This is a genomic window from Ruegeria sp. AM9 (assembly GCF_056540565.1).
In genome coordinates, this window is record NZ_JBQFWY010000011.1 from 20,764 (window position 1) to 41,087 (window position 20,324).

Annotated in this window: 19 protein-coding genes and 1 tRNA gene; 8 read left to right on the forward strand and 12 right to left on the reverse strand. The window is 59.7% G+C overall.

Annotated features, from left to right (window positions below):
- Window positions 1-40: 40 nt before the first annotated feature.
- From ACR0DO_RS16200 to ACR0DO_RS16235, 8 genes are all read right to left on the reverse strand, one after another.
- A complete protein-coding gene (locus ACR0DO_RS16200; RefSeq protein WP_480560266.1) occupies window positions 41-1,252 on the reverse strand; it encodes a saccharopine dehydrogenase family protein in 1,212 nt (403 codons plus the stop codon).
- 14 nt (window positions 1,253-1,266) lie between these two features.
- Complete coding sequence (gene speA, locus ACR0DO_RS16205) at window positions 1,267-3,156, reverse strand: biosynthetic arginine decarboxylase (protein WP_480560268.1); 1,890 nt, start codon at window positions 3,154-3,156, stop codon at window positions 1,267-1,269.
- A gap of 100 nt (window positions 3,157-3,256) precedes the next feature.
- Window positions 3,257-4,339, reverse strand: a complete 1,083-nt coding sequence (locus ACR0DO_RS16210; RefSeq protein WP_480560270.1) for a DUF1513 domain-containing protein — start codon at window positions 4,337-4,339, stop codon at window positions 3,257-3,259.
- Window positions 4,340-4,342: 3 nt separating this feature from the next.
- Window positions 4,343-5,353 (reverse strand): imelysin family protein, encoded by a 1,011-nt coding sequence (locus tag ACR0DO_RS16215; protein WP_480560272.1) that lies wholly within the window; start codon window positions 5,351-5,353, stop codon window positions 4,343-4,345.
- 3 nt (window positions 5,354-5,356) lie between these two features.
- Window positions 5,357-6,898 carry a di-heme oxidoreductase family protein gene (locus ACR0DO_RS16220; RefSeq protein ID WP_480560274.1) on the reverse strand — a complete coding sequence of 514 codons (1,542 nt, stop codon included), beginning with the start codon at window positions 6,896-6,898 and terminating at the stop codon, window positions 5,357-5,359.
- Window positions 6,858-7,343 (reverse strand): bacterioferritin, encoded by a 486-nt coding sequence (gene bfr, locus ACR0DO_RS16225; protein WP_170447646.1) that lies wholly within the window; start codon window positions 7,341-7,343, stop codon window positions 6,858-6,860. The genes ACR0DO_RS16220 and bfr overlap by 41 nt, the downstream gene beginning before the upstream one ends.
- Window positions 7,291-7,584, reverse strand: a complete 294-nt coding sequence (locus tag ACR0DO_RS16230) for a (2Fe-2S)-binding protein (RefSeq protein ID WP_170447647.1) — start codon at window positions 7,582-7,584, stop codon at window positions 7,291-7,293. The genes bfr and ACR0DO_RS16230 overlap by 53 nt, the downstream gene beginning before the upstream one ends.
- A 125-nt stretch (window positions 7,585-7,709) precedes the next feature.
- On the reverse strand, window positions 7,710-8,981 hold the full coding sequence (locus tag ACR0DO_RS16235) for an imelysin family protein (RefSeq protein ID WP_480560277.1): 1,272 nt from the start codon (window positions 8,979-8,981) through the stop codon (window positions 7,710-7,712).
- A 231-nt stretch (window positions 8,982-9,212) separates the two neighbouring features.
- Between ACR0DO_RS16235 and ACR0DO_RS16240 the strand changes: the two genes are divergently transcribed.
- The 7 genes from ACR0DO_RS16240 (at window position 9,213) to ACR0DO_RS16270 (ending at window position 13,939) form a co-directional block, all read left to right on the forward strand.
- Entirely contained in the window at window positions 9,213-9,746 is a 534-nt protein-coding gene (locus ACR0DO_RS16240) for a ZrgA family zinc uptake protein (protein ID WP_480560279.1), read from the forward strand.
- Between the two features lie 354 nt (window positions 9,747-10,100).
- On the forward strand, window positions 10,101-10,442 hold the full coding sequence (locus tag ACR0DO_RS16245) for a hypothetical protein (protein ID WP_480560281.1): 342 nt from the start codon (window positions 10,101-10,103) through the stop codon (window positions 10,440-10,442).
- Between the two features lie 96 nt (window positions 10,443-10,538).
- Window positions 10,539-10,970, forward strand: coding sequence for a c-type cytochrome (locus tag ACR0DO_RS16250; protein ID WP_480560283.1), 432 nt, complete (start codon window positions 10,539-10,541; stop codon window positions 10,968-10,970).
- Between the two features lie 11 nt (window positions 10,971-10,981).
- Complete coding sequence (locus ACR0DO_RS16255) at window positions 10,982-11,323, forward strand: copper resistance CopC family protein (protein WP_480560285.1); 342 nt, start codon at window positions 10,982-10,984, stop codon at window positions 11,321-11,323.
- A gap of 2 nt (window positions 11,324-11,325) precedes the next feature.
- Complete coding sequence (locus ACR0DO_RS16260) at window positions 11,326-12,192, forward strand: copper resistance D family protein (protein WP_480560287.1); 867 nt, start codon at window positions 11,326-11,328, stop codon at window positions 12,190-12,192.
- Between the two features lie 8 nt (window positions 12,193-12,200).
- Window positions 12,201-13,511 carry a multicopper oxidase family protein gene (locus ACR0DO_RS16265; protein WP_480560289.1) on the forward strand — a complete coding sequence of 437 codons (1,311 nt, stop codon included), beginning with the start codon at window positions 12,201-12,203 and terminating at the stop codon, window positions 13,509-13,511.
- Window positions 13,508-13,939, forward strand: coding sequence for a c-type cytochrome (locus ACR0DO_RS16270; RefSeq protein WP_480560291.1), 432 nt, complete (start codon window positions 13,508-13,510; stop codon window positions 13,937-13,939). The genes ACR0DO_RS16265 and ACR0DO_RS16270 overlap by 4 nt, the downstream gene beginning before the upstream one ends.
- Window positions 13,940-14,046: 107 nt before the next feature.
- Here ACR0DO_RS16270 and ACR0DO_RS16275 read toward each other — a convergent pair whose 3' ends face one another.
- From ACR0DO_RS16275 to ACR0DO_RS16290, 4 genes are all read right to left on the reverse strand, one after another.
- On the reverse strand, window positions 14,047-14,898 hold the full coding sequence (locus ACR0DO_RS16275) for a DUF4396 domain-containing protein (RefSeq protein WP_480560293.1): 852 nt from the start codon (window positions 14,896-14,898) through the stop codon (window positions 14,047-14,049).
- 317 nt (window positions 14,899-15,215) lie between these two features.
- Window positions 15,216-15,292, reverse strand: a tRNA-Met gene (locus tag ACR0DO_RS16280).
- An 83-nt stretch (window positions 15,293-15,375) separates the two neighbouring features.
- A complete protein-coding gene (locus tag ACR0DO_RS16285; RefSeq protein ID WP_480560295.1) occupies window positions 15,376-16,335 on the reverse strand; it encodes an alpha/beta fold hydrolase in 960 nt (319 codons plus the stop codon).
- 1 nt (window position 16,336) lies between these two features.
- Window positions 16,337-17,809, reverse strand: a complete 1,473-nt coding sequence (locus ACR0DO_RS16290; protein WP_480560297.1) for a flavin-containing monooxygenase — start codon at window positions 17,807-17,809, stop codon at window positions 16,337-16,339.
- A 606-nt stretch (window positions 17,810-18,415) separates the two neighbouring features.
- Between ACR0DO_RS16290 and ACR0DO_RS16295 the strand changes: the two genes are divergently transcribed.
- The gene (locus tag ACR0DO_RS16295; RefSeq protein ID WP_170674556.1) at window positions 18,416-20,239 is read left to right on the forward strand and encodes a BCCT family transporter; all 1,824 of its coding nucleotides are present in this window, start codon (window positions 18,416-18,418) and stop codon (window positions 20,237-20,239) included.
- Window positions 20,240-20,324: the final 85 nt, after the last annotated feature.

The window sequence follows — 20,324 nt, forward strand, 5'->3', positions numbered from 1 at the left end:
CTGCCCCCGGACCCCCGGAGTATTTAGGAAAAGATGAAGATCAGAAGCTCACTGGCCCATCGAGTTCGTGGACCTGCCACGGCAGACCGTGTTCGTTCAGCATATCCATGAAGTCATCGGGGTCGAGCTGTTCCATGTTCCACACGCCCGGCTGGGTCCAGTTGCCTTTCAGCACCTGTGCCGCGCCGATCATGGCGGGGACGCCGGTGGTGTAACTGACGGCCTGGCTGCCGACCTCGGCATAGCATTCTTCGTGGTCGCAGATGTTGTAGATGTAATAGGTTTTTTCGCCCGAGCCGTCCTTGGCCTGACCCGTGGCGATGTCGCCGATGCAGGCCTTGCCCTTGGTTTCCGCGCCCAGATCGCCAGGATCGGGCAGCAGGGTTTTCAGGAACTGGATCGGGATGATTTCCTTGCCGTCATGCATCACCGGGTCGATGCGGGTCATGCCGACGTTCTCCAGCACTTTGGCGTGGGTGATGTAGGCGTCGCCGAAGGTCATCCAGAAACGGGCACGCTCGATCTCGGGGAAGTGGGTGCTGAGCGACTCCAGTTCCTCATGATACATCAGGTACATGTTCTTGGGGCCGATGGCGGGGAAGTCGAACTCGACCTTGTGGGTCATAGCGGGGCTATGTTGCCATGCGCCGTTCTCCCAGTGGCGGACCTCGGCCAGCACTTCGCGCAGGTTGATTTCCGGGTTGAAGTTGGTGGCGAATTCCTGATCGTTGCTGCCGCCATTGGCGTCCAGAACGTCGATCTGACGGATGGTGTCCAGCTTGTGTTTTTTGAGCCATTTGGCGAAGACGCTGGTCACGCCCGGATCGAAGCCCGAGCCGAGGATGGCGGTCAGACCGGCCTCTTTGAAGCGCTCCTGATAGGCCCATTGCCAGTGATATTCGAACTTGGCCTCGTCTTCGGGTTCATAGTTCGCGGTGTCGAGATAGTTGATGCCGGCCTCGAGGCACGCATCCATCAGCACCAGATCCTGATAGGGCAGGGCGAGGTTGACGAGAATTTCAGCGCCGGTTTCCTTGATCAGCTTGACCGTGTCTTCGACCTTATAGGCGTCGAGTTCGGCGGTTTTTATATCAACGCCGACGCGGTCCTTGACCGCCGCAGCGATGGCGTCGCATTTCGATTTTGTGCGGCTGGCCAGGGTGATCTCGGTGAAAATACCCGAATTCATCGCCATCTTGTGCACGGCTGCGTGGGATACGCCGCCTGCGCCGACAACCAGTGTTTTGCCCATGGTGTGTCTCCTTTTTATTCGTAATAGGTGTAGCCGTTGATCGAGTCGCGATAGGCGCTCATCAGGGTTTTGCGGTCTTTGGCTTTCAGAGTACCGGTCGAGATCGCCTCGTCCACCATTTTACGGAAAGCGGCGACACAGTCCTGCGGGTCGAATTCGACATAGGACAGGACCTGGCTGATCGTGTCGCCCTCTTGTTCATGCAGCAGGTCAAACCCGCCATCGGCACGTAGGTCGATGGTGACGACGTTGGTGTCGCCAAACAGGTTGTGCAAATCGCCCAGAGTTTCCTGATAGGCGCCGACAAAGAAGACGCCCATGTAGTATTCGTCATTCTCGGGCAGGGAATGCACCGGCAGGCTGGGTGAGACGCCATCGGTCAGGATGAAGCGGTCGATCTTGCCGTCGCTGTCGCAGGTGATGTCGGACAGAACCGCGCGGCGGTCCGGTGTCTGGTTCAGGTTCTGCAGCGGCACGATCGGGTGCAGTTGGTCGATGGCCCAGACATCGGGAAGGGATTGGAACAGCGAGAAGTTGCAGTGATAGATATCGGCCACTTTCTCAAGCTGGTCATCGACGTCGGTTTCCAGCTCGTCGCTGGCCGCCAAGGCTTTGATCCGGGCCATCAGTGATAGGTAAACCCGTTCACCCCGGGCCATCTGGCGCAGGTCGACATAGCCGCGGCGGAACAGGGCGCGCAGCTCGTTGCGATAGAAATTGGCATCGTTCCAGCATTCCTGCAGACGGTCGCTGGACAGGTATCCCTGTACCGCCGCCAAATCCGAAAGGATATGATGATCATCAGCTTCGACCGCCGGGGCAGTTGCCGCGTCATAAAGCGTGCTTTCCAGCACGTTGAACACCAGCATGGACGACGTGGCCACCACGGCGCGGCCACTTTCGGTTACCAATGTCGGGTGCGCGACTTCGGCTTCATCCATCGCGTAGGCCACGGTTTCGACCACGTTGGCGCAGTATTCCTCGACCGTGTAGTTGATCGAGTTCTCGGCGGCCTTTTTCTCGCCGGTATAGTCCACGCCCATGCCTCCGCCGAGATCCAGATGGGTCAGCGGCACGCCCTCACGCGTCAGTTCGGTGTAGTACCGGCAGGCCTCGCCCACAGCGCGGCGCACATCGTTGACGTCCTGCACCTGCGAGCCAAGATGCGAATGCTGCAGTTTCAGGCAATGCAGCAAGCCCGCGTCTTTCAGCTTATCCACCGTCGCGACCAACTGGTCGGTGTTCATGCCAAAGGCGGACCGGTCGCCCGAGCTTTCCTCCCACTTGCCGCTGATCTGGTTGGTCAGTTTGACCCGCACGCCGATCAGGGGTTCGATGCCCAGCTCGTTATAGACCTCGATCACCGTGTCGGCCTCTTTCGGGCTTTCCAGAACGATGACCGTATTGAAGCCGATCTTGCGGCTGAGGATCGCCAGTTGGATGAACTCGGCATCCTTGACGCCGTTGCAGACGATCAGGGCCTGGCGCGACAGACGGTGGGCGAGGGCGATCACCAGTTCTGGTTTGGACCCGGCCTCGAGCCCGTATTCGTATTGCTTGCCAAATTCGACGATCCGGTCGACGACCTGCGCCTGCTGGTTCACCTTGATCGGGAACACACCACGATACTGGCCCTTATAGCCGACGCGGGCGATGGCATCGTGAAAACTCTGGTTCAGATGCGCGATCTCATGCTCCAGATATGAGCTTACGCGCAGCAGCATCGGCGCCTTGATGCCCCGGTCGTCCAGATCGTGCAGAATGCCGGGCAGGCTGATCGCATCGGCCTCGGGGGCCAAAGGATTGCGCAGACCGATCTCGCCATCCCCTGTCACCTCGATGAGGCCTTTGCCCCATTTTTCAACCCCGTAGATGGAATGCGGTGCGTCGGGCGTCTGTTTCAATCAAGTCGGTCCTTAACGTAGGGGTGCAAGTTTAGCGCCCGCCAATACGGCAGCAGATTGATTCGTCCAAGTGTAATCTATGTAACTGGATTTGCCGAATTCACGCGACCGGGCGAATTGGGATCAGGTGATTGTCCCATTGGCAGTCCGGTCGTGCGGAAATCTGGACCCCGGCGGTCAGTTCGCCGACGATTCCGGTGCCTGTGGTGAAAACGAAATCTCTGGGTCCGGGACCCAAGCCGCAGACGTCCTCCAGCGGGAAGGCACCGGTTAGCAGGCCGCTTGCGACGTTGAACCGGTGCAGGGCGTTGCCACGGGGGCAGGTGATGGCAACGGCCTCTCCGTCACCGGAAAAGGAGATGCTGCCGGCATAACCTTGCAACGTGCTTTGCTCGGCGTCAGGAGCCGACAGCAGGCGCGGCGCCTCGCCGCGACGGTGCAGGCCCAGCAGCGGCGGATGTTGCGCCTTGTCTCCCTGCCATTGCATCGCAAACGCTACCAGCCCGTCTTGGCGCACGGCCAGATGCCGGATCGAGTTCTTGTGCAGCGCCTGCGGCAGCTCCACCTGTTCCAGAACCGTACCGTTCAAGTCTAGGTAGGACAGGCGCGGTTGCATGGTTGGCAGGTTTAGTTTGGTACGCCCCATGTCAGGGTGGGTTTCGATGCCGCCATTGGCGATGACCAAAGTCTGACCATCGGGCATCAGCCGCATGTCATGCGGGCCAACGCCACCTGACGGGAATTCGCCCAGGCGTCTGTAATCGGCGGTGTCCCAGATGCCGATCACGCCCTCTCCGGCTTCATAGTCGTTCTCGGTGGTGAAAAGCCGTGTGCCATCGGGTGAGAAGACGCCGTGGCCAAAGAAATGGCGGCCTTCAGGGGCGGTCAGCCGGGTCAGCTCGGTGCCTGTGGCGCAATCAATGACCAGCGCGAAAGTGCCGGGACGGCGCGCGAAGGCCACCGCTTGCGCGTTGACGGGATGAGCTGCAGCCGCATGGCCGCGCGCTGGCAGGGGGAGTGAGAACAGGATATCGCCGCCCGTATCCAGCCCGGCCAGACGGTAGCTGCCGTCCGGAAACAACGCCGCTGCCAGATAGTCGGGCGCACCGACCGAGGCCCAGCCGCGCAGTGGGGTCAGGCTGCTTGCGGCCAATCCGGCCAGAAAATGTCGGCGGCTTGGCATGGGTCAGTCCCCGTCCAAGGAGTTGAACCCGGCGCTGATGCCCAGTGTCGGGCCAAGCTCGGTCGAGGCGATCTGGCGGATATCGTTGATCGACTGCTGCAACGCCTCGACCCGGAACCGACCCTGCGGATCGGCCACGCCTGCAAGTGCCGGATCGTCCAGTGCCTGCGCGCGGGTGATGGCCTTGTCGAACGCGCCATCCAGATCAGACGCGATCTGCGGGTGATCGACCGACAGATGCGCTGCCAGATGGCGCAGCGCGATCAAAGACAGCTCAACATGGCGCAGGGATCGTTCAGAGCGGCGGGCTTCGGCGCGGTTGGGGCGGGGGCGGTCGAACGTGCCCATCGGGCGACCAAGGCGGGTGTCGCCGGTGAATTCCAGACCGGTGACCAGTGCCTTGTAAAGCTCTTGCATCGCTTCGTCACCGGACCGATAGGGGCTGTTTTCGCCCGGTTGTGTCAGCGCCGTTGCGAAGCGTGACCAGTCGTCGTTCATCGCGCGGGCGTTCAGGTCGATATCGTTGGCGATGGCCTGTATCAGAGCGCAGCGATAGGCGTCGTTGCCCTGATCCGCAAAGCGCGGATCGTAAAGCATCTGTTCCAGCGCAAAGAACCCCCTTGCGGCGATCGAGGTTTCGGCAAAGGCCTCGGGGGTTTCGACGGCGTCGTCTTCGGCGGCGATCAGACCGGACAGGGCCTTGGGCGTGAATCCTTTGGTATCCGGCCAGAACGCCAGCGCAAAGGCCCGGTCACCGGTTTCCGAGGGGCCAAACCGCAGATGGCTGACCAAAATCCAGCCGTCAAAGGCCGTGTGATAGGCCGCGCGCAAATCGGGTGACGTCGCGGCGCAATCGGTTCGCGCCGCCTGTGCCAGTGCCCCTGTTGTGTCTGAAAACGCGGCGAAGCCGGGCAGGACATGTTCCTGGGCTGCAGCGGTCAGGATCGGGCCCCGGTCCTGCGCCAGCGCAGGGAGGGGCAACGTCAAGGCTAGGGCAAAGGCAAGCAAACGCATGGGTCAGAGGCTTTCGAGAAAACGGATCAGGGCATCGCGGTCGGGTTTGGGCATCGCTACAACCGTATCACGGGCGGCCTGAGCCTCGCCCCCGTGCCACAGGATGGCCTCGAGCAAGGTTTGCGCGCGTCCGTCATGCAGAAACTGGGTATGGCCCGAGACCTGCCGGGTCAGTCCAATCCCCCACAGCGGCGGCGTACGCCATTCGCGTCCGGTGGCGCGGGCTTCGGGGCGGCCATCGGCCAGCCCTTCGCCCATGTCATGCAACAGCAGGTCGGAATAGGGCCAGATCAGCTGAAAACTATGCTCGGGCCGGTTTTCCATGCGATGGGTGACAAAGGCGGGCGTGTGGCAAGAGACACAGCCGGTGTCGTGAAACACCTGCTTGCCGCGCAGAACCTGCGCATCGTCCACGTTCCTGCGTGCCGGGACGCCCAGATTGCGGCTGTAGAAGGCCACCAGATCCATGCCCAACTGGTCAACTTCAAACACGCGGTCGTCGCCATCGCCATGCGGAGCGTTCACACAAGCCGCTTGCGCGTCGGTGCAGTCACCATGACCCGCAGGGTAGAGCGGGCTGGAAATGCCGATATCGCCGGAAAAGGCCGCCGCCGATTGCTCCATGATCGTGGGCATCCCCGCCTTGAGGCCGAACCGACCCATCATCGGCGCGCCGAATTCCTTTGACCAGACGATGTTCGGGCGCCCGGAAATGCCGTCCCCATCCGCGTCATCAGGATCGGCATTGGCCAGCAAATCCTCGACCGGGATTGCCTCGAGCAGGCCCAGGCCGATCATCTGCGGCGCCACCCGCGGGCTGAGCATGGCCCCGGGGTGCAGCGGGCCGTATCCCAGATCCGCCGCCTGATAGGTCGGCTTGCGCAGGGTAACAGTTTCGCCATCGGACAGGGTCACGGCGACATCTTCATAGGTAACGTCCAGCCGGTATTCCGCCGCGTGTCCGGGCAGGGCCAGATCCTGCATCTGGCCGCCATAGTTCGGCTCGGGTTGGGTGGCGATATAATCCTCGATCTCGTCGTGGCCGTCACCCCCCGGGATCGAGACGCGCAGGAACATGGAGGTCGCATTGTCGCCGGGCCCTGCGGGCGTATGGCCACGCCCGTCCTTGATGTGGCAGCGTTGGCATGAGCGCGCGTTGTAAAGCGGCCCCAACCCGTCCGAGGCCAATGTGGACGCGGGCGAAGACACCCAGATCTTCTTGAACAACCCGTTGCCGACTTTGAAGTCCAGCTCCTGCTCAAAGCTCAGGTTGCCGGAGGGTTGCGAAAACGCATCGGCATCGGTGCGGACGCGGACCGTGGCGGCCCCGGCGGGCAATTCCTCGAACCGTTGCGGCGCGGCGAAATCTTCCGGTGCCACGATGACGTTGGCGATCCGGATGCGCTCATCTTCGGTTCTGGGTTCGAAATTGAGGTGGAGATCCTGCAGGTCGGCTGCGAGGGATTGGGTGGCCGCAAGGGCGGCCACCGTCAGGACGGCAAGGTTACTCGTCCTCGTCCATTTTCGATGCGTTGAGTTGCGCATAATTGGCTTCGCCAATCCTTTCGTACAGATCAAGCTGCGTTTCGAGGAAGTCGATATGTCCTTCTTCGTCGCGGATCAATTCCTCGAACAGGGACATCGACGCATAGTCACCGGCCTCGCGGCAGTATTCGCGCGCTTCGACATACAAGGCTCGCGCGTCATTTTCGGCAGCCAGATCACATTCCAGGGTTTCCTTGGGGTTCTGGCCAATTCTCAGGGGGTCGAGCTTTTGCAGGTTGGGGTGACCTTCCAGAAAGATGATCCGCTCGATCAGCTTGTCCGCGTGGCCCATCTCTTCGATGCTCTCCTCGCGGCTTTTCTTGGCCATGTGGCCAAGGCCCCAGTCCTCTTGCAGGCGGTAGTGCAGCCAATACTGGCTGACCGCCGTCAGTTCATGCCGCAGAGATTTGTTGAGATACTCTATGACTTTGGGATCGCCCTTCATCTTCACTCTCCTGTGGTGCTCCGGTGCGTAGCGCCCGAAGTTGCATGGGGACTTCCAGATTATCGCTGGAACGCATCATGTCTAGGAAAAGCGGCATACAGCCGCCGCAATCCGCGGATTTCCCAAGGGCATGATAGATCTTGCCGGGGGTGATGATCGCCTGAGCATCTGACGTCCGCATCCAGTCGATTGCGGCGCGGATATCGTGGTCAGTTATGTTGGTGCAGTGACAAACGATCATAGCGAATCTAGGCTCGATAGGTTCCCTACTTAATTAGTAAGGTATTTTATTTCTGTCCAGTCACAAACTGGCGTGATCAGAGTGCCGGAAGCATGAGTTCGCCCACGCTTCCGGCCTAGGAGAGTTTACTGGAAGACCGCGTCGGGGTTATCCAGGCTGTCCGAGCCTTCAAAGCTGATCTGGTCCAGACCCAGAGTGGTCACGATCCGCTCGATGGTTTTGGTCTGGTCAACCAGTCCGTTGACACCGCCCATGATCAGCAGTTCACCGCCTTCATTGCCGCGTTCCAGCATCTGGTCGTAGGCGAAACCGGCTTCGGCGGTCGATTTCAGACGACCCAGCGCCTGCATGGTGTTGGCCAGCTTGACCTTCATTTCAGCGTCCAGAGAAGGATCAGAGGCGATCACCAGATCCGACAGCGACGCGCCGCTGACAGGGGTGCCGTCGATACGGGTGTAGCTGCCCAGATAGACATTTTGAATGCCCAGCCCATCATAGTAGTGGCTGTTATGGGTGTTGTCCGAAAAGCAATCGTGCTCTTCCTCGGGGTCGTTCAACATCAGGCCCAGACGCATCCGTTCGCCGGCCTGCTCACCGTAGGACAGCGAGCCCATGCCGGTCAGAATGGCGCTTACACCTGCGGTTTCATCTGCGGACAGCGCGGCGCGTGCCTCGCCCCCTTCAGCCCATTGAGCTGCCATCCATTCCAGATCGCTGACCAGCAGTTCCGTCACGGCGTTCAGGTACTGCGCCCGACGGTCGCAATTGCCACCGGTGCAGCCGTCACCCTGAAGATAGTCGGTATACGGACGGTTGCCCGCACCTGCACCGTGGCCGTTCATGTCCTGGCCCCACAGCAGGAATTCGATGGCGTGATAGCCGGTGGCGACGTTTGCCTCAATCCCGTCAGCTTCGTGCAGGGTTTCAGCCAGCAGCTCGGGGGTGATTTCGCTGGCGTCGATGGTTTCGCCTGACAGCTCAAAGCTGGGGTTGGCGACCACGTTCAGCGCGGCGAACTCGTTTTCATCCGTCGGGCCACCATAGGACGCGTCGACATAGTCGATCAGGCCTTCGTCCAGCGGCCATGCGTTCACTTTGCCCTCCCAGTCGTCAACGATGGCGTTGCCGAAACGATAGACCTCGGTCTGCTGATAAGGCACGCGTGCGGCAACCCATGCGGCGCGAGCTGCGTTCAGGGTTGCGTCGGACGGCGCAGCGATCAGGGCGTTCATGGCCTCTTGCAGGGCTTTGGCCGCGATCAGGCTGTCATCGTATTTGGCTTCGGCAATGTTCGCATAGGTGTTCAGAACATCACCCTTCGACGGGGCGTCGGCGGCAACGGATGCGGATGCGATGCCAAGGGTCAGAGCGCTGGTAGCGGCGAAAAATCGGGTCATGAAGGCGACACTTTCCTGTCAGGTAAAATTTCACAGGCGCCGCCTCTGCGACGCATACTTCCTGATACCTGAGTTATTTAGTCGCCTATGTCAACCTGAGTTTTATCCTCGGATAAGCTGATCCTTGCTCTCCCCTTATTTGGCGGGGTCGCGTGGTCCGGGCCGAGATTGCGCCAATTTAGAAACATACTAAAATAAACTCCGTGATTCCCTGGTAGGTGGTGCCTGTTTATGAGAAGCGCAGCTCTCGCTCTGACTCTGATCCCTGCGGTCGCCCTGTCGCAGACGCAAGCGGGGATTGAGCATGAACATGGCACGGGTCATCTGGACATTGCGGTCTCAGGGGCCGAGCTGTCCTTGTCGCTTGTGGTGCCTGCTGCGGATATCGTTGGATTTGAGCGCCCGGCGCAAACCGATGAGGATCGGGCCCTGGTCGCCGGAGCGATTTCCGATCTGTCCAAACCGCTGGAATTGTTTGTCCTGCCCGAAGACGCGGCCTGTTTTACGGCAGCCGCCAATGTCACACTTTTGGCAGAAGGGCTTGGCCCCGAAGCCGAAATCGCCCCGTCTGCTGATCAGGACCAGCACACCGAATTTCAGGCCGACTACCAGATACAGTGTCAGACGATTGACGTGATCGACGCCATCGGTTTCGCCTATTTCGAGCGGTTTCCGAACGCTTTGAAACTGGTTGTAAAGATCGAGCGGTCCGGCGAAGTCCAGTTGCATGACGTCACGCGTTCCATGCCGAACCTGCCGTTGTAGGCAACCAGAGCAGTTTGTGTGGTCGTTGTGTGCGGCTGCCCCGTGCCGGGGGTAGTTCAGACGTCGATACAGACGACCAGAGAACCTTTGACCTGTTGTGCCTTGGGTCATCTACCAACCTTTGAGTGACCACATCCGTCCTGACGCGTCGAGATATGTGGCAGCGGCTTAGGAGCATAAACTCGCAAGCAAACATCGCCGGTGTCTTAGCCCGTGCCAAATCAGTTTCTCGCATTGGCGGTTTGCAGCCCAAGCCCAACAATGCTGCACGACACCTCAGTGTCGGCTTGCGTTGTATTGTATTGGAAACCGGGATAGGTTCCCGGCGTGAAGTTTGCTCGAGCCATAACTGCATTGCTGCTTGTCGCTTTGTTGGTCCTGATGACAGGGCTCGGCGACCGCGCGCATGCGATGTTTGAGAACTGCAATGGCGGGCATTGCGCACATCACCTGAACACGTCTGCAGACGACCACCATGCCGACCATGCTTCAGTCGCGCCGGGCGAAGGTGCACCGCATCAGCCAGACAGCGCGGCGCATGAAGGTTGCAATCCGTTCCTGTGCAATGTCATCGCGCTTGCAACTCCGGCTTCCGATACCAAACTCAACCAATCAGCGGTCGTGTTGGCGTGGCAGGTTACAAGCCTCTCGACGCTTGATGAACCGGACAACCCGGACAGGCCACCTAACCCTTGAAACAGATTTCCGACGCTGTTCACCGCAGTGAACACGTTCCAGTGTGCTGCAAATTATTTGCGGCCCCACTCTGTTACACAAGGTTAGGACCAGTACATGAACCGAAAATACCTCGTAATCGGCGCATGCGCCGTGGCAGCCGTCGCTGCCTATATCACTCTACGCCCCGCCCCAGTTGACGACATCGCGCAGTCGGCACCTGCCGAGGGGGGTGCGATGGTGGCCATCCAAATGCCACCTATCGAAGGAAATGCGGCCATCGGACAACGTATATTCGAAACCGCGTGCGCCGCGTGCCACGGAACTAACGCGGTCGGCGTTGAAGGCGCCGGGCCGCCGCTGATCCATGTCATCTATGAGCCCAGCCATCATGCGGACGAGTCCTTTCAACGCGCGGTCGAAGTGGGCGTCAGAAGCCATCACTGGCAATTTGGCGACATGCCGCCAGTTGAAGGCCTGACCCGTGGCGACGTGGCCATGGTCATCGACTATATCCGTGAAATCCAGCGCGCCAATGGAATAGACTGAGGAACCTCCGAATGAAGAAGCTCGCTACAATTGCATTGATGTCCATGCTTGCAACAAGTGCTTTTGCGCATTCAAGCGTTGATACCACCACACCCGAAAACGGCGCAACAATTGCCGAAGTGCCCTCTGAGATCAGTTTCAATTTCGCAGATGATTTTCGCCTGACAAAAGTTGACATGATCCATCAGGATGTTCATGCCGTCACGCTCGATCTGGGAGATCAGACCAGTTTTGGCCGCACGTTCAGGTTGCCGCTTCAAGGCATGGGTGACGGCACCTATCGCATCGAATGGCGGGGCTTGGGTGCGGACGGGCACGCCATGCAGGGCGAGTTCACGTTCACAGTGGATTGACCATGCCCGACATCTGGGGAATAGGCGCAATACTGTCCAAGCTGATGCTCTATGTCGGCATTGGCGGTGCGACTGGTCTTTTGATCATCCGGGCTGCTTTTGCTGATATTGTGTCACCCCTCAGCGACAGGATGCGTGTGCAGGTCGCGCTGTTGGCGGGGCTTGCGCTTGTTGCCTCTGTCTTTGGTTTCATGTTGCGCGGTGCCGCCCTGACGGGCGGAGCCGATGGCATGACCGATCCGGAAATGCTGGGTCTGTTGTGGCAGACCCCGGTTGGCGACGTTCTCGTTTTTCGGATCATCGGGACGGTTTTAATCATCGTCGGCGTGTTTATCCCTCGTGTTGGGCAATGGATCGCACTTGCCGGTGGAATGCTCGCCCTGTGGTCCTTTGCCTGGATCGGGCATGTCCCGGAACTGGAGGTAACGGGCGTCCGTTTCCTGTTGCTTCTGCACCTGCTGGGGATTGCGTTTTGGATCGGCATCCTCGGTCCGCTGCATTTCTTGTCGCGACAGCCGGAACATCTGGGCAATGCGGCCACGTTGGGGCATCGGTTCGGGCAGGCAGCTTCGGTTATAGTTCCCGCATTGATTTTGGCGGGGCTGCTGATGGCTTGGTTGTTGCTGGGCGATTTATGGGCGCTGACGACAACAGGATACGGGCAAACGCTGCTGATCAAGCTGGCACTTGTCGGCGCGGTCCTGACGCTGGCAACTGCAAACAAGCTCTACTTCGTTCCCGCCATGCAGGCGGGGGACGAAAAAGCCGCGCGCCATTTGGCACGCTCCATTGAAATCGAAACTGCGGTCATTCTGGTGGTGCTTGCGGCCACCGCGACGCTTACCAGCGTTCTGACCCTGCCGAATTGAGGAAATCCATGAACAGACGAGACTTCCTGATCACATCAAGCGCGGCGGCACTGGCTCCGCGCATCACTCTTGCATCGGCATCCGTGGAGTTGGTTGCACAGCCGGTCACGGCACAAATCCTGCCCGCGGGCGATCCGGCGACCCCGATGCTTGGCTTTAACGGCAGAACACCCGGCCCAGTGCTTCGCGCCCGTCAGGGCAGTACATTCGATGTTCGGTTTCTGAATCAGATCGACGAAGGCTCGGCGGTGCATTGGCATGGGATGCGCATTGACAATGCGATGGATGGCGTGCCGGGAATGACCCAGGACGTTGTCGAGACGGGCGCAGAATTCGCATACAGCTTTCAGGCACCCGATGCGGGGACGTTCTGGTATCACTCGCACAACCGGTCGTGGGAACAGGTTGCCAAGGGTCTCTACGGCCCGCTCATCGTTGACGAAATAACGCCACCCGATGTGGATCACGATCTGATCGTAATCATTGACGACTGGCGCATGACCGAAAGCGGCACGCTCGCCGACGGTTTCGAGAACATGCACGATCAGGCGCATCAGGGGCGGCTGGGCAATTATGCCCGCGCGCTGGTAGAGCCAAATACGCCGGTTCGGCGCGGTGACCGCGTGCGTTTGCGGTTGATCAACGTTGCGACAGACCGGATATTCCCGATTGAGCTTGAAGGTATCGACGGCAAAATTGTTGCTTTCGACGGTATGCCCCTGCCGCGCCCGCAAGTGGGTTCCAATCTGGTTCTCGCACCGGCTCAGCGTGCAGATATCATTGCGGATGTCACGTCAGCCGGTCAGATCGCCTTTGTCTTTCCAACGCGCGACGATCCCTACCTGCTGGGTGAAATCCCGGTTGAGGGTGTGAATACCATGCGGCAACCATCCGGGATTCCCGCGCTGCCACCAAATGAGCAGAAACAGCCGGATCTCGACACTGCCGTGGCTCTGACGCTTACCATGCAAGGTGGGGCGATGAGCCGCCCCGCAAGTACGCAAACAGATATTTGGGCGTTCAACGGACAATCCGGCCTGACGGATATGCCGTTTCACAGATTCGAACGCGGGCAAACGGCGCGCATTCGTCTGGTGAACGACACCCGTTTCCCGCATGGCATCCATCTTCACGGGCATCATTTCTTTGAGGTCGGGGCGGACGCTAGCTTGGGCGCATTCCGCGATACAACGCTTGTGGATGCGGGCGGAACCCGTGACATCGTTTGTGTGTTCGACAATCCCGGCAAATGGCTGCTGCATTGCCACATGCTGGGGCATCAGGCGGCGGGCATGAAGACATGGGTGGAGGTCGCATGAAACGCATTCTGACCCTCGTCACCTGCAGTATCGCGACCGGCGCATTTGCCGGCCACGAACTGGACGGCCGGGATTTGACTAATGGGCAGGCTCAATATGCCGACCAATGCGCGTCCTGCCACGGGGCACATCTGGAAGGGCAGCCCAACTGGCGCACACCCGACGAAAACGGCGTTCTGCCTGCACCACCCCATGATGAGACGGGGCATACGTGGCACCACGACAATCAGCTGCTGTTCGACTACACCAAACTGGGTGGCGCGCAGACACTGGCAGCACGCGGCATCAAAGACTTCAACAGCGGCATGCCGGGTTTCGCGGGCATGCTGACTAACGAGGACATATGGGACGTTCTGGCCTATATCCGCTCTACTTGGCCCGACGAGGTTCAGCAAATGCAGGCCAGCCGCAACCTGCCGCACGAGTAGAACCGGGGCTGCTGGTGCAGATTGCGGTATTGCCAAGCCGGTATGTCGCGCACTCACATCGGACGGCAATGTCGTCGTGACGTAGATGCCCTACAGGTTTTGAAGCGCTAAAAATGGATGGGTGTAACGCGCGAAGTCACGAAGAGTGCGACCAGCAGGATCGCGTAGGTTCCAAGGACCCAGAGGAACATGGAGTGCAAAGGCAGCGTCTTCATGCTCATGCTGTGACCGGGCATGCCCTCGATTGCGCCATTGGACATACCATCCATCTCGGAAGATACGTGACCGTTGCCGGGCGCCGGACCATCGGCCCCCGGTAGGGTCATGCATCCGTGTTTCAGGTGATTAGCGACCAGCCAGTAATTGACCGGGTATGCAACAAAGCCGCCGACAATTGTTGCCAGGCTCATACGAAACCAGAAAGTCGGCGAGAGCGGATCTTCTGATTCAGGCCAAGCCGCCGCCAAAAGGACCATTGTCGGAATCATGCCCGTCATCACCATGTTCATCGACACGGTCTCTGCGAAAAACGTCTTTCGGACCGCTTGCGAATAACTTCCATACATCGAAAGCATCATAAGGGCCTGAAAGATGAAAAGCCCCGAGACGAAACCGAATATGTATTCGACGGTGATGTCCCATCCATTCTGTAGCGCGAGGAAATGAACCAGGATTGCAGCAGCAATGATCCCTGTGGCGTCTCCTGCCAAACAGTGCATTTCGCTGTTGACCCCTTGTTTCCAGGTCGCGCGCGTAAAGCGGTCATGCCCTCCCGGAAACGGTCGGCGGCAGGTGGTCAAATAGAAAAACAAGCCGACTGGCCCCGTGTAGACGGTCACAAGAATCCAGGCCATGCGCTGAACCCAACTGGTCACGCCATTGCTTACTGAATCCCAAACAACGAAACTCACGCTGGCGCCGGTCAACAAAAACCAGACAAGCATCGCACCGTTGAGCACATCGAACTCCTTAAATTGCGAACTCTGCTAATGGCACGAAGTATCGGCGCGGATGTGATGCCAAGCAATACAAGACACATATCGCGGTCAATGGGTAAAGAATTTTGCGCAAGCCGGTTGTTTGGCGGCTTTGATCGCTCGCTTTCGATGGCCGAATGGCAGTGAATGGCTGCTTTGGGAATACTGTCTTTGGCGGGGCAGCAGCTTCCGGACAATTTGGGATTGCTGAATGCCATTTCCACACTCAATGCGTTCTGCGGCTATCTATAGGATGCGCGAACCAACGAGATCGTCTGGGGCCAAATTTTGTGGATTGGTGGTAGCGGAGGAGGGACTTGAACCCCCGACACGCGGATTATGATTCCGCTGCTCTAACCAACTGAGCTACTCCGCCATGAGTGAGAGGCGATGTAAGGGAGGGGCCGGAGAGGGTCAAGAGGGAAAAGGCGGTCACAGTCGAATTCTTTTTTACCCCGATCAAACCGCCTTGGGCTTGGCGCGGGCGGCTTCGGCGATCTGGCGGATGAACGCGGCACAGGTGTCCGGCTTGGTGATCAGGATCATGTGACCCGCCCCGTCGATCCGTTCGTTGCTCAGGCCGAATTGCGCCATCGGATCGCCCTGTGTCCTCGGTGGCAGGATCGCGTCCTGCGTTCCGTACAGAATCCCTCCGGGCACGCTTAGTTCTCCGTATCGCGCCATCTGCGCCCCTAGGCTGGCGTCAAGGCCCACAACATCCTGCGACCCGGTAACAAAGGCCGACGGCCGCAGCCCCAGCGCGCCGCCCGCACGGTCGAGAAAATCGGCGGGCGCAGGTTCCGGAGCAAAAACCACGTCCAGCGTGTGTGGTGCGGTTTTGGCAGCCAGCGGCACGGCCAGAGTGTTGCCGATCAGGCTCCGCAGCCACTCGGTACGAATCTCCAGCGGTTTGAAGACCTGCGGCGTGGATGGCAGTTTGTGCGTCAAAGGCGCCAGCAGGGCCAGGGCCCTGATCTTTTCAGGTCGGTCCAGCGCCATCGCCAGCGAGACCGCGCCGCCCAGCGAATGGCCGACCAGAATCGCGTCAGTGATGCCCTTGGCGTCCAGAAGCTCCTGTATCATCCGCCCCTGTTCGGGCAGGCGCCCCAGATCGGCCGAATCCCGGGTCGAATACCCGCAGCCAGGCCGGTCGACTGCAATGACGTGGTAGTCATCGGTCAGCATATCGACCAGCGCATAAGTGAAATGCTGCAACTGTCCGGTCAGGCCGTGGATCATGACAATGGTCTGGTTCGACGGATCACCCCGCTCGACATAGTGAATGCTGCCGCCGTTTACGGGGATGATATCGCCCATCTGCGGGACTCGCTTTTGCCCATCGGTGGTCAGTTTTCGGGTCCACAGGTTCATGCCGATGAAAAACGCAACGATCAGAACGAGGATAGTCAAAAAAGTCATCTCAGCGGTCTCCGCCTTGAGGTGGGGCAGGGTGGTAATGTTCCAGCCCGGACCGGGCCATACGCTTTTCATACTCGGATACGGTGCCCGGCCAAAGTGTTGTATTGCGGCCCTCGTCGTCCTGATACCAGGAAGAACACCCGCCCGCCTGCCAGACGCTGTTTGTGTGTCGGTCTCGCATCTCTTGCGTAAAGGCGGCCTGTTTGGATGGGTCGGGCGTGATGGCGTGCAGCCCTTGGCGGTGCATCTGATCCAGCACGCGGCCGATATGGCGGACTTGGGCCTCGATCATCAGTACGACCGAGTTGTGCCCCAACCCGGTATGCGGCCCCAGCAGAATGAAGAAGTTCGGAAATCCTGCGATGGCGGTGCCCAGATTGGCCTGCATACCCTCGGCCCAGGCGGCGCGTAGGGTCAGTCCGTCCGCGCCGGTAATATCCAGACGCTCGGCCATGTCGGTCACATGAAAACCGGTGCCCCAGATCAGAACATCCGCGTTGAACCGGCTGGCATCCGACGCAATGATCTGATCGCCGTCAATCGAGGCCACCCCGTGCGGAACCACCGTCACGTTGTCCCGCGCCAAGGTCGGGTACCAGTCATTCGAACTGAGGATACGTTTGCATCCGATCCGGTAGTCCGGGGTCAGACGTTGGCGTTCTTCGGGGTCGGTGATCGCCTTCTCAAGCGCCTGGCGCCACATCTTCATGGCGAAATTCACCATCCGCTCTTCGCCGCGAAATACGCGGTGGCGGTATTCAAAGATCATGTAGATCAGCTTGCGCCTGAGACGGGGCAGCGCCGGTACGCGCCGATAGAGGGCGCGGACCCACGGCGCAATCGCCCCGTCCGGGCGGGGCAGGACATAGGGCGGCGTCCGCTGGAAGATGGTGACATGCGCGGCCGTTTTCGCAATTTCCGGCACGAACTGCACGGCTGAGGCGCCGGTTCCCACTACCGCGATGCGCTTGTTTGCGAGGTTCGTGTCATGGTGCCACTCGGCGGAATGGAAGCGCGGGCCGGGGAAGCTGTCGGCCCCGGAGATATTGGGAATGCTGGGATGGTGCAGCGCGCCGATGGCCGAGATCAGAAAGCGCGCCGTCCAGCGGTTCCCGTCGTCGGTTTCCACCTGCCAACGGCTTCCGTCCCATTGGGCAGATTTCAGCCGTTGGTGGAAGTGGCACAGGTCATACAGGCCCTCATCACGGCAGACCTTCTGCAGATAGGTCTGAATCTCGGCCCCGCCCGCATAGGCGCGGCTCCAGTCCGGGTTCAGGTGCGTCGCCATGGAATAGAGATGCGAGGGAATATCGCAGGCCACACCGGGATAGGTGTTTTCACGCCATGTTCCGCCGATGTCCCCCGCTTTCTCAAGGATCGCGATGTCGGTGATCCCGCGCTTGCGGGCCTCCAGCGCCATGATCAGCCCCGAAAACCCGGCCCCGATGATCAACATGTCCGTACTGCGCTCCATGCGCCCGCCCCTCCCAAAGCGACCGTGATGGTTCGGTCAGACTATAAGCCGGAAAGGCTTTGTGAACAGCCTGCCCTGGGGTCAGGGACGGGTGTTCGATCAGAGTTTTGCCATCGGACCCGACCCGACCCGGCCGGACTGTGCCCTGACAGCATTCCTGATGTGCAGGTGCTGTGCGGCGCGCACGGCGGGCGGATGATCGGTCGCCGTGGCTTTGAAATGCGCCCGGAAATCATGATCCGGGTGCAATGATCAAGCATCGCATGAGCCAGGCTAAGCCAAGTGTTAGAATTTTTCCGGGTAAAGTCCTGAGGCCAGTGCGTTAAAAGTGTATTTTTTAATCACGTCTGGGGATAGTGTCGCAAATCTACAGAATATGTCGGTTCCAAAGGGATCAGCCGGAAAACGTCGATATAGGCAAGAAAACCAGCAAGTGCATCGTTTGGGCGGCAATTCGGCCATTTTGCCCAAATGGAACGATCAGGGACCTGCCCCGCCAGAGGAATGGTGATGCACCGCAGGGGACCGGGTCGAAGACAAGATCAAGATTGGAAGCTCACGTAAAGATGAGTTCAATCCAGCTATACAGTCAACACGGAGGAAAACATGTCGCTACCCGAACCATTTACGGATGTTGAGATAGAAACGGCCGATGCCGGTTTCTATGAGAATTACAGCGTTCCCATCGCGCTGATCAGTAAGGCCATCATGGTTGGTCTGGTCCTGTGGGCGCTTGTGTTTCCCGCCAATGCCAACAGCACGCTGGGCAGCCTGAACGGCAGGCTGCTTGAGACTTTCAACAGCTTCTACGTCGTCATCGTAGGTCTGTTCTTCTTTTTCCTGGCCATTGTGGCCATCATCCCCGCCACCGGCCGCCGGATCATGGGGACGCCCGGGGAAAAGCCCGAGTTTTCGAATTTCTCCTGGTTTTCGATGATGTTTGGCGCCGGTCTGGGCGTGGGCCTGATGGTATTTGCCACGGCCGAACCGCTGGGCCTGTGGGGGTCGAACCCCGTTGTGGTATCCGGTGCGGTCGAGGGCAATACGCCCGAGGCGCTGCAATCGGCCTATCGCTTCACCTACCTGCACTACGGTTTCCATGCCTGGGCGATCTATGTCGTCACCGGCCTGTCGCTGGCCTACTACGCCTATACCCGTGACATGCCGCTGACGATCCGCTCGGCGCTGACACCGCTGTTCGGCCGTTTCGTCAACGGATTCTTCGGCCATGTGGTCGATGTTCTGGGCGTTGTCGCAACGATCCTGGGCGTGTCCGTGACCATCGGTTATGGCGTCAGCCAGTTCATCGACGGCCTATACGCTATCACCGGGATGGAGTGGGTCATGGATCTGGGCGGCGAGGTGCCGACCCCCAGCAAAGTGGGTCTGATCTCTGGTCTGGTTGTAATCATGAGCCTGTCGATCATCTCGGCGGTATCCGGGGTTGGCCGCGGCGTTAAGTACCTGTCGAACCTGAACCTGGTACTGTCGATCATCCTGCTGGGGACGTTCGTGGTGTTCGGTTCGTTCGTCTTTGCCATGACCACCTATGGCACGGCGATGGTCGATTATATCCTGCACTTCATCTCGCTCAGCTTCGGTGCCTATGGCCCGCTGTCGACCGAGGCCTTTGCGGCAGCTCTGCCCGAGGCCGCGCAGGCGCATGCCAACGACCTTGTGGGCGGCGCGACCAATGCCTGGGGCAGCTTTGCCGGGTTCAAGGAGGGGCTGGAAGGTGCAGCCGCCGAGCTGGACGAAGAAACGCTGGCCGCAGTCTATGCTGCGGGCGAGCAGGGCCGTCAGTTCGGCTGGCAGGCCGGTTGGACCACGTTCTACTGGGCCTGGTGGATCGCGTTCTCGCCCTTCGTGGGCCTGTTCCTGGCGCGCATCTCCAAAGGTCGCACCGTGCGTGAGTTCATTCTGGGCTGCGTCTTCGCTCCGGCGCTGGTGTGCTTTGCCTGGATGACCGTTCTGGGGGGCACCGCGATTGATCTGGAACTGGCCGGTGCCGCAGAGGGTGCGATCATCGGGGCCTCGAACACCAACAAGCTGTTCGTGACACTGTCCTACATGATCGACGGCGGGCTGCTGTCCATGCTGAACGTCATGTGCGTGATCCTGATCATGACCTTCCTGGTGACCTCGGCGGACTCGGGCATTCTGGTGATGAACACCATCATGTCCGGCGGCAGCCAGGAAACCGGCATCAGGCATCGCATCATCTGGGGCGTTATCCTGACGGCCGTGATCGGCGCGCTGATCCTGGCGGCGGGTGAAAACAACCCGATGGATGCGCTGCGCAATGCGATGATCATCGGCGCGTTGCCCTTTACCATGGTGATGGGCCTGATGTGCATCGCCTTGGGTAAGGCGCTGTTCCGCGACAGCCTGCGCGACAAGCATGGGGTTGAGGCACAGGCGGCCGAGTAAGACCTCGTCGAAGACCAAATCAGGCGCCGCCCCCTTGGGGGCGGCGTTTCCTGTTTCAAAAGCGGTGTCGCTTCCTGCAAGCAGA

Bases quoted from the DNA above. Each gene is read 5' to 3' on its own strand.
- ACR0DO_RS16210 (WP_480560270.1), bottom strand. From the start codon at position 4,339: ATGCCAAGCCGCCGACATTTTCTGGCCGGATTGGCCGCAAGCAGCCTG.
- ACR0DO_RS16200 (WP_480560266.1), bottom strand. From the start codon at position 1,252: ATGGGCAAAACACTGGTTGTCGGCGCAGGCGGCGTATCCCACGCAGCC.
- ACR0DO_RS16265 (WP_480560289.1), top strand. From the start codon at position 12,201: ATGAACAGACGAGACTTCCTGATCACATCAAGCGCGGCGGCACTGGCT.
- ACR0DO_RS16270 (WP_480560291.1), top strand. From the start codon at position 13,508: ATGAAACGCATTCTGACCCTCGTCACCTGCAGTATCGCGACCGGCGCA.
- ACR0DO_RS16235 (WP_480560277.1), bottom strand. From the start codon at position 8,981: ATGACCCGATTTTTCGCCGCTACCAGCGCTCTGACCCTTGGCATCGCA.
- ACR0DO_RS16285 (WP_480560295.1), bottom strand. From the start codon at position 16,335: ATGACTTTTTTGACTATCCTCGTTCTGATCGTTGCGTTTTTCATCGGC.
- ACR0DO_RS16290 (WP_480560297.1), bottom strand. From the start codon at position 17,809: ATGGAGCGCAGTACGGACATGTTGATCATCGGGGCCGGGTTTTCGGGG.
- ACR0DO_RS16215 (WP_480560272.1), bottom strand. From the start codon at position 5,353: ATGCGTTTGCTTGCCTTTGCCCTAGCCTTGACGTTGCCCCTCCCTGCG.
- ACR0DO_RS16250 (WP_480560283.1), top strand. From the start codon at position 10,539: ATGAACCGAAAATACCTCGTAATCGGCGCATGCGCCGTGGCAGCCGTC.
- ACR0DO_RS16220 (WP_480560274.1), bottom strand. From the start codon at position 6,898: ATGCGCAACTCAACGCATCGAAAATGGACGAGGACGAGTAACCTTGCC.
- bfr (WP_170447646.1), bottom strand. From the start codon at position 7,343: ATGAAGGGCGATCCCAAAGTCATAGAGTATCTCAACAAATCTCTGCGG.
- ACR0DO_RS16260 (WP_480560287.1), top strand. From the start codon at position 11,326: ATGCCCGACATCTGGGGAATAGGCGCAATACTGTCCAAGCTGATGCTC.
- ACR0DO_RS16230 (WP_170447647.1), bottom strand. From the start codon at position 7,584: ATGATCGTTTGTCACTGCACCAACATAACTGACCACGATATCCGCGCC.
- ACR0DO_RS16295 (WP_170674556.1), top strand. From the start codon at position 18,416: ATGTCGCTACCCGAACCATTTACGGATGTTGAGATAGAAACGGCCGAT.
- ACR0DO_RS16240 (WP_480560279.1), top strand. From the start codon at position 9,213: ATGAGAAGCGCAGCTCTCGCTCTGACTCTGATCCCTGCGGTCGCCCTG.
- ACR0DO_RS16255 (WP_480560285.1), top strand. From the start codon at position 10,982: ATGAAGAAGCTCGCTACAATTGCATTGATGTCCATGCTTGCAACAAGT.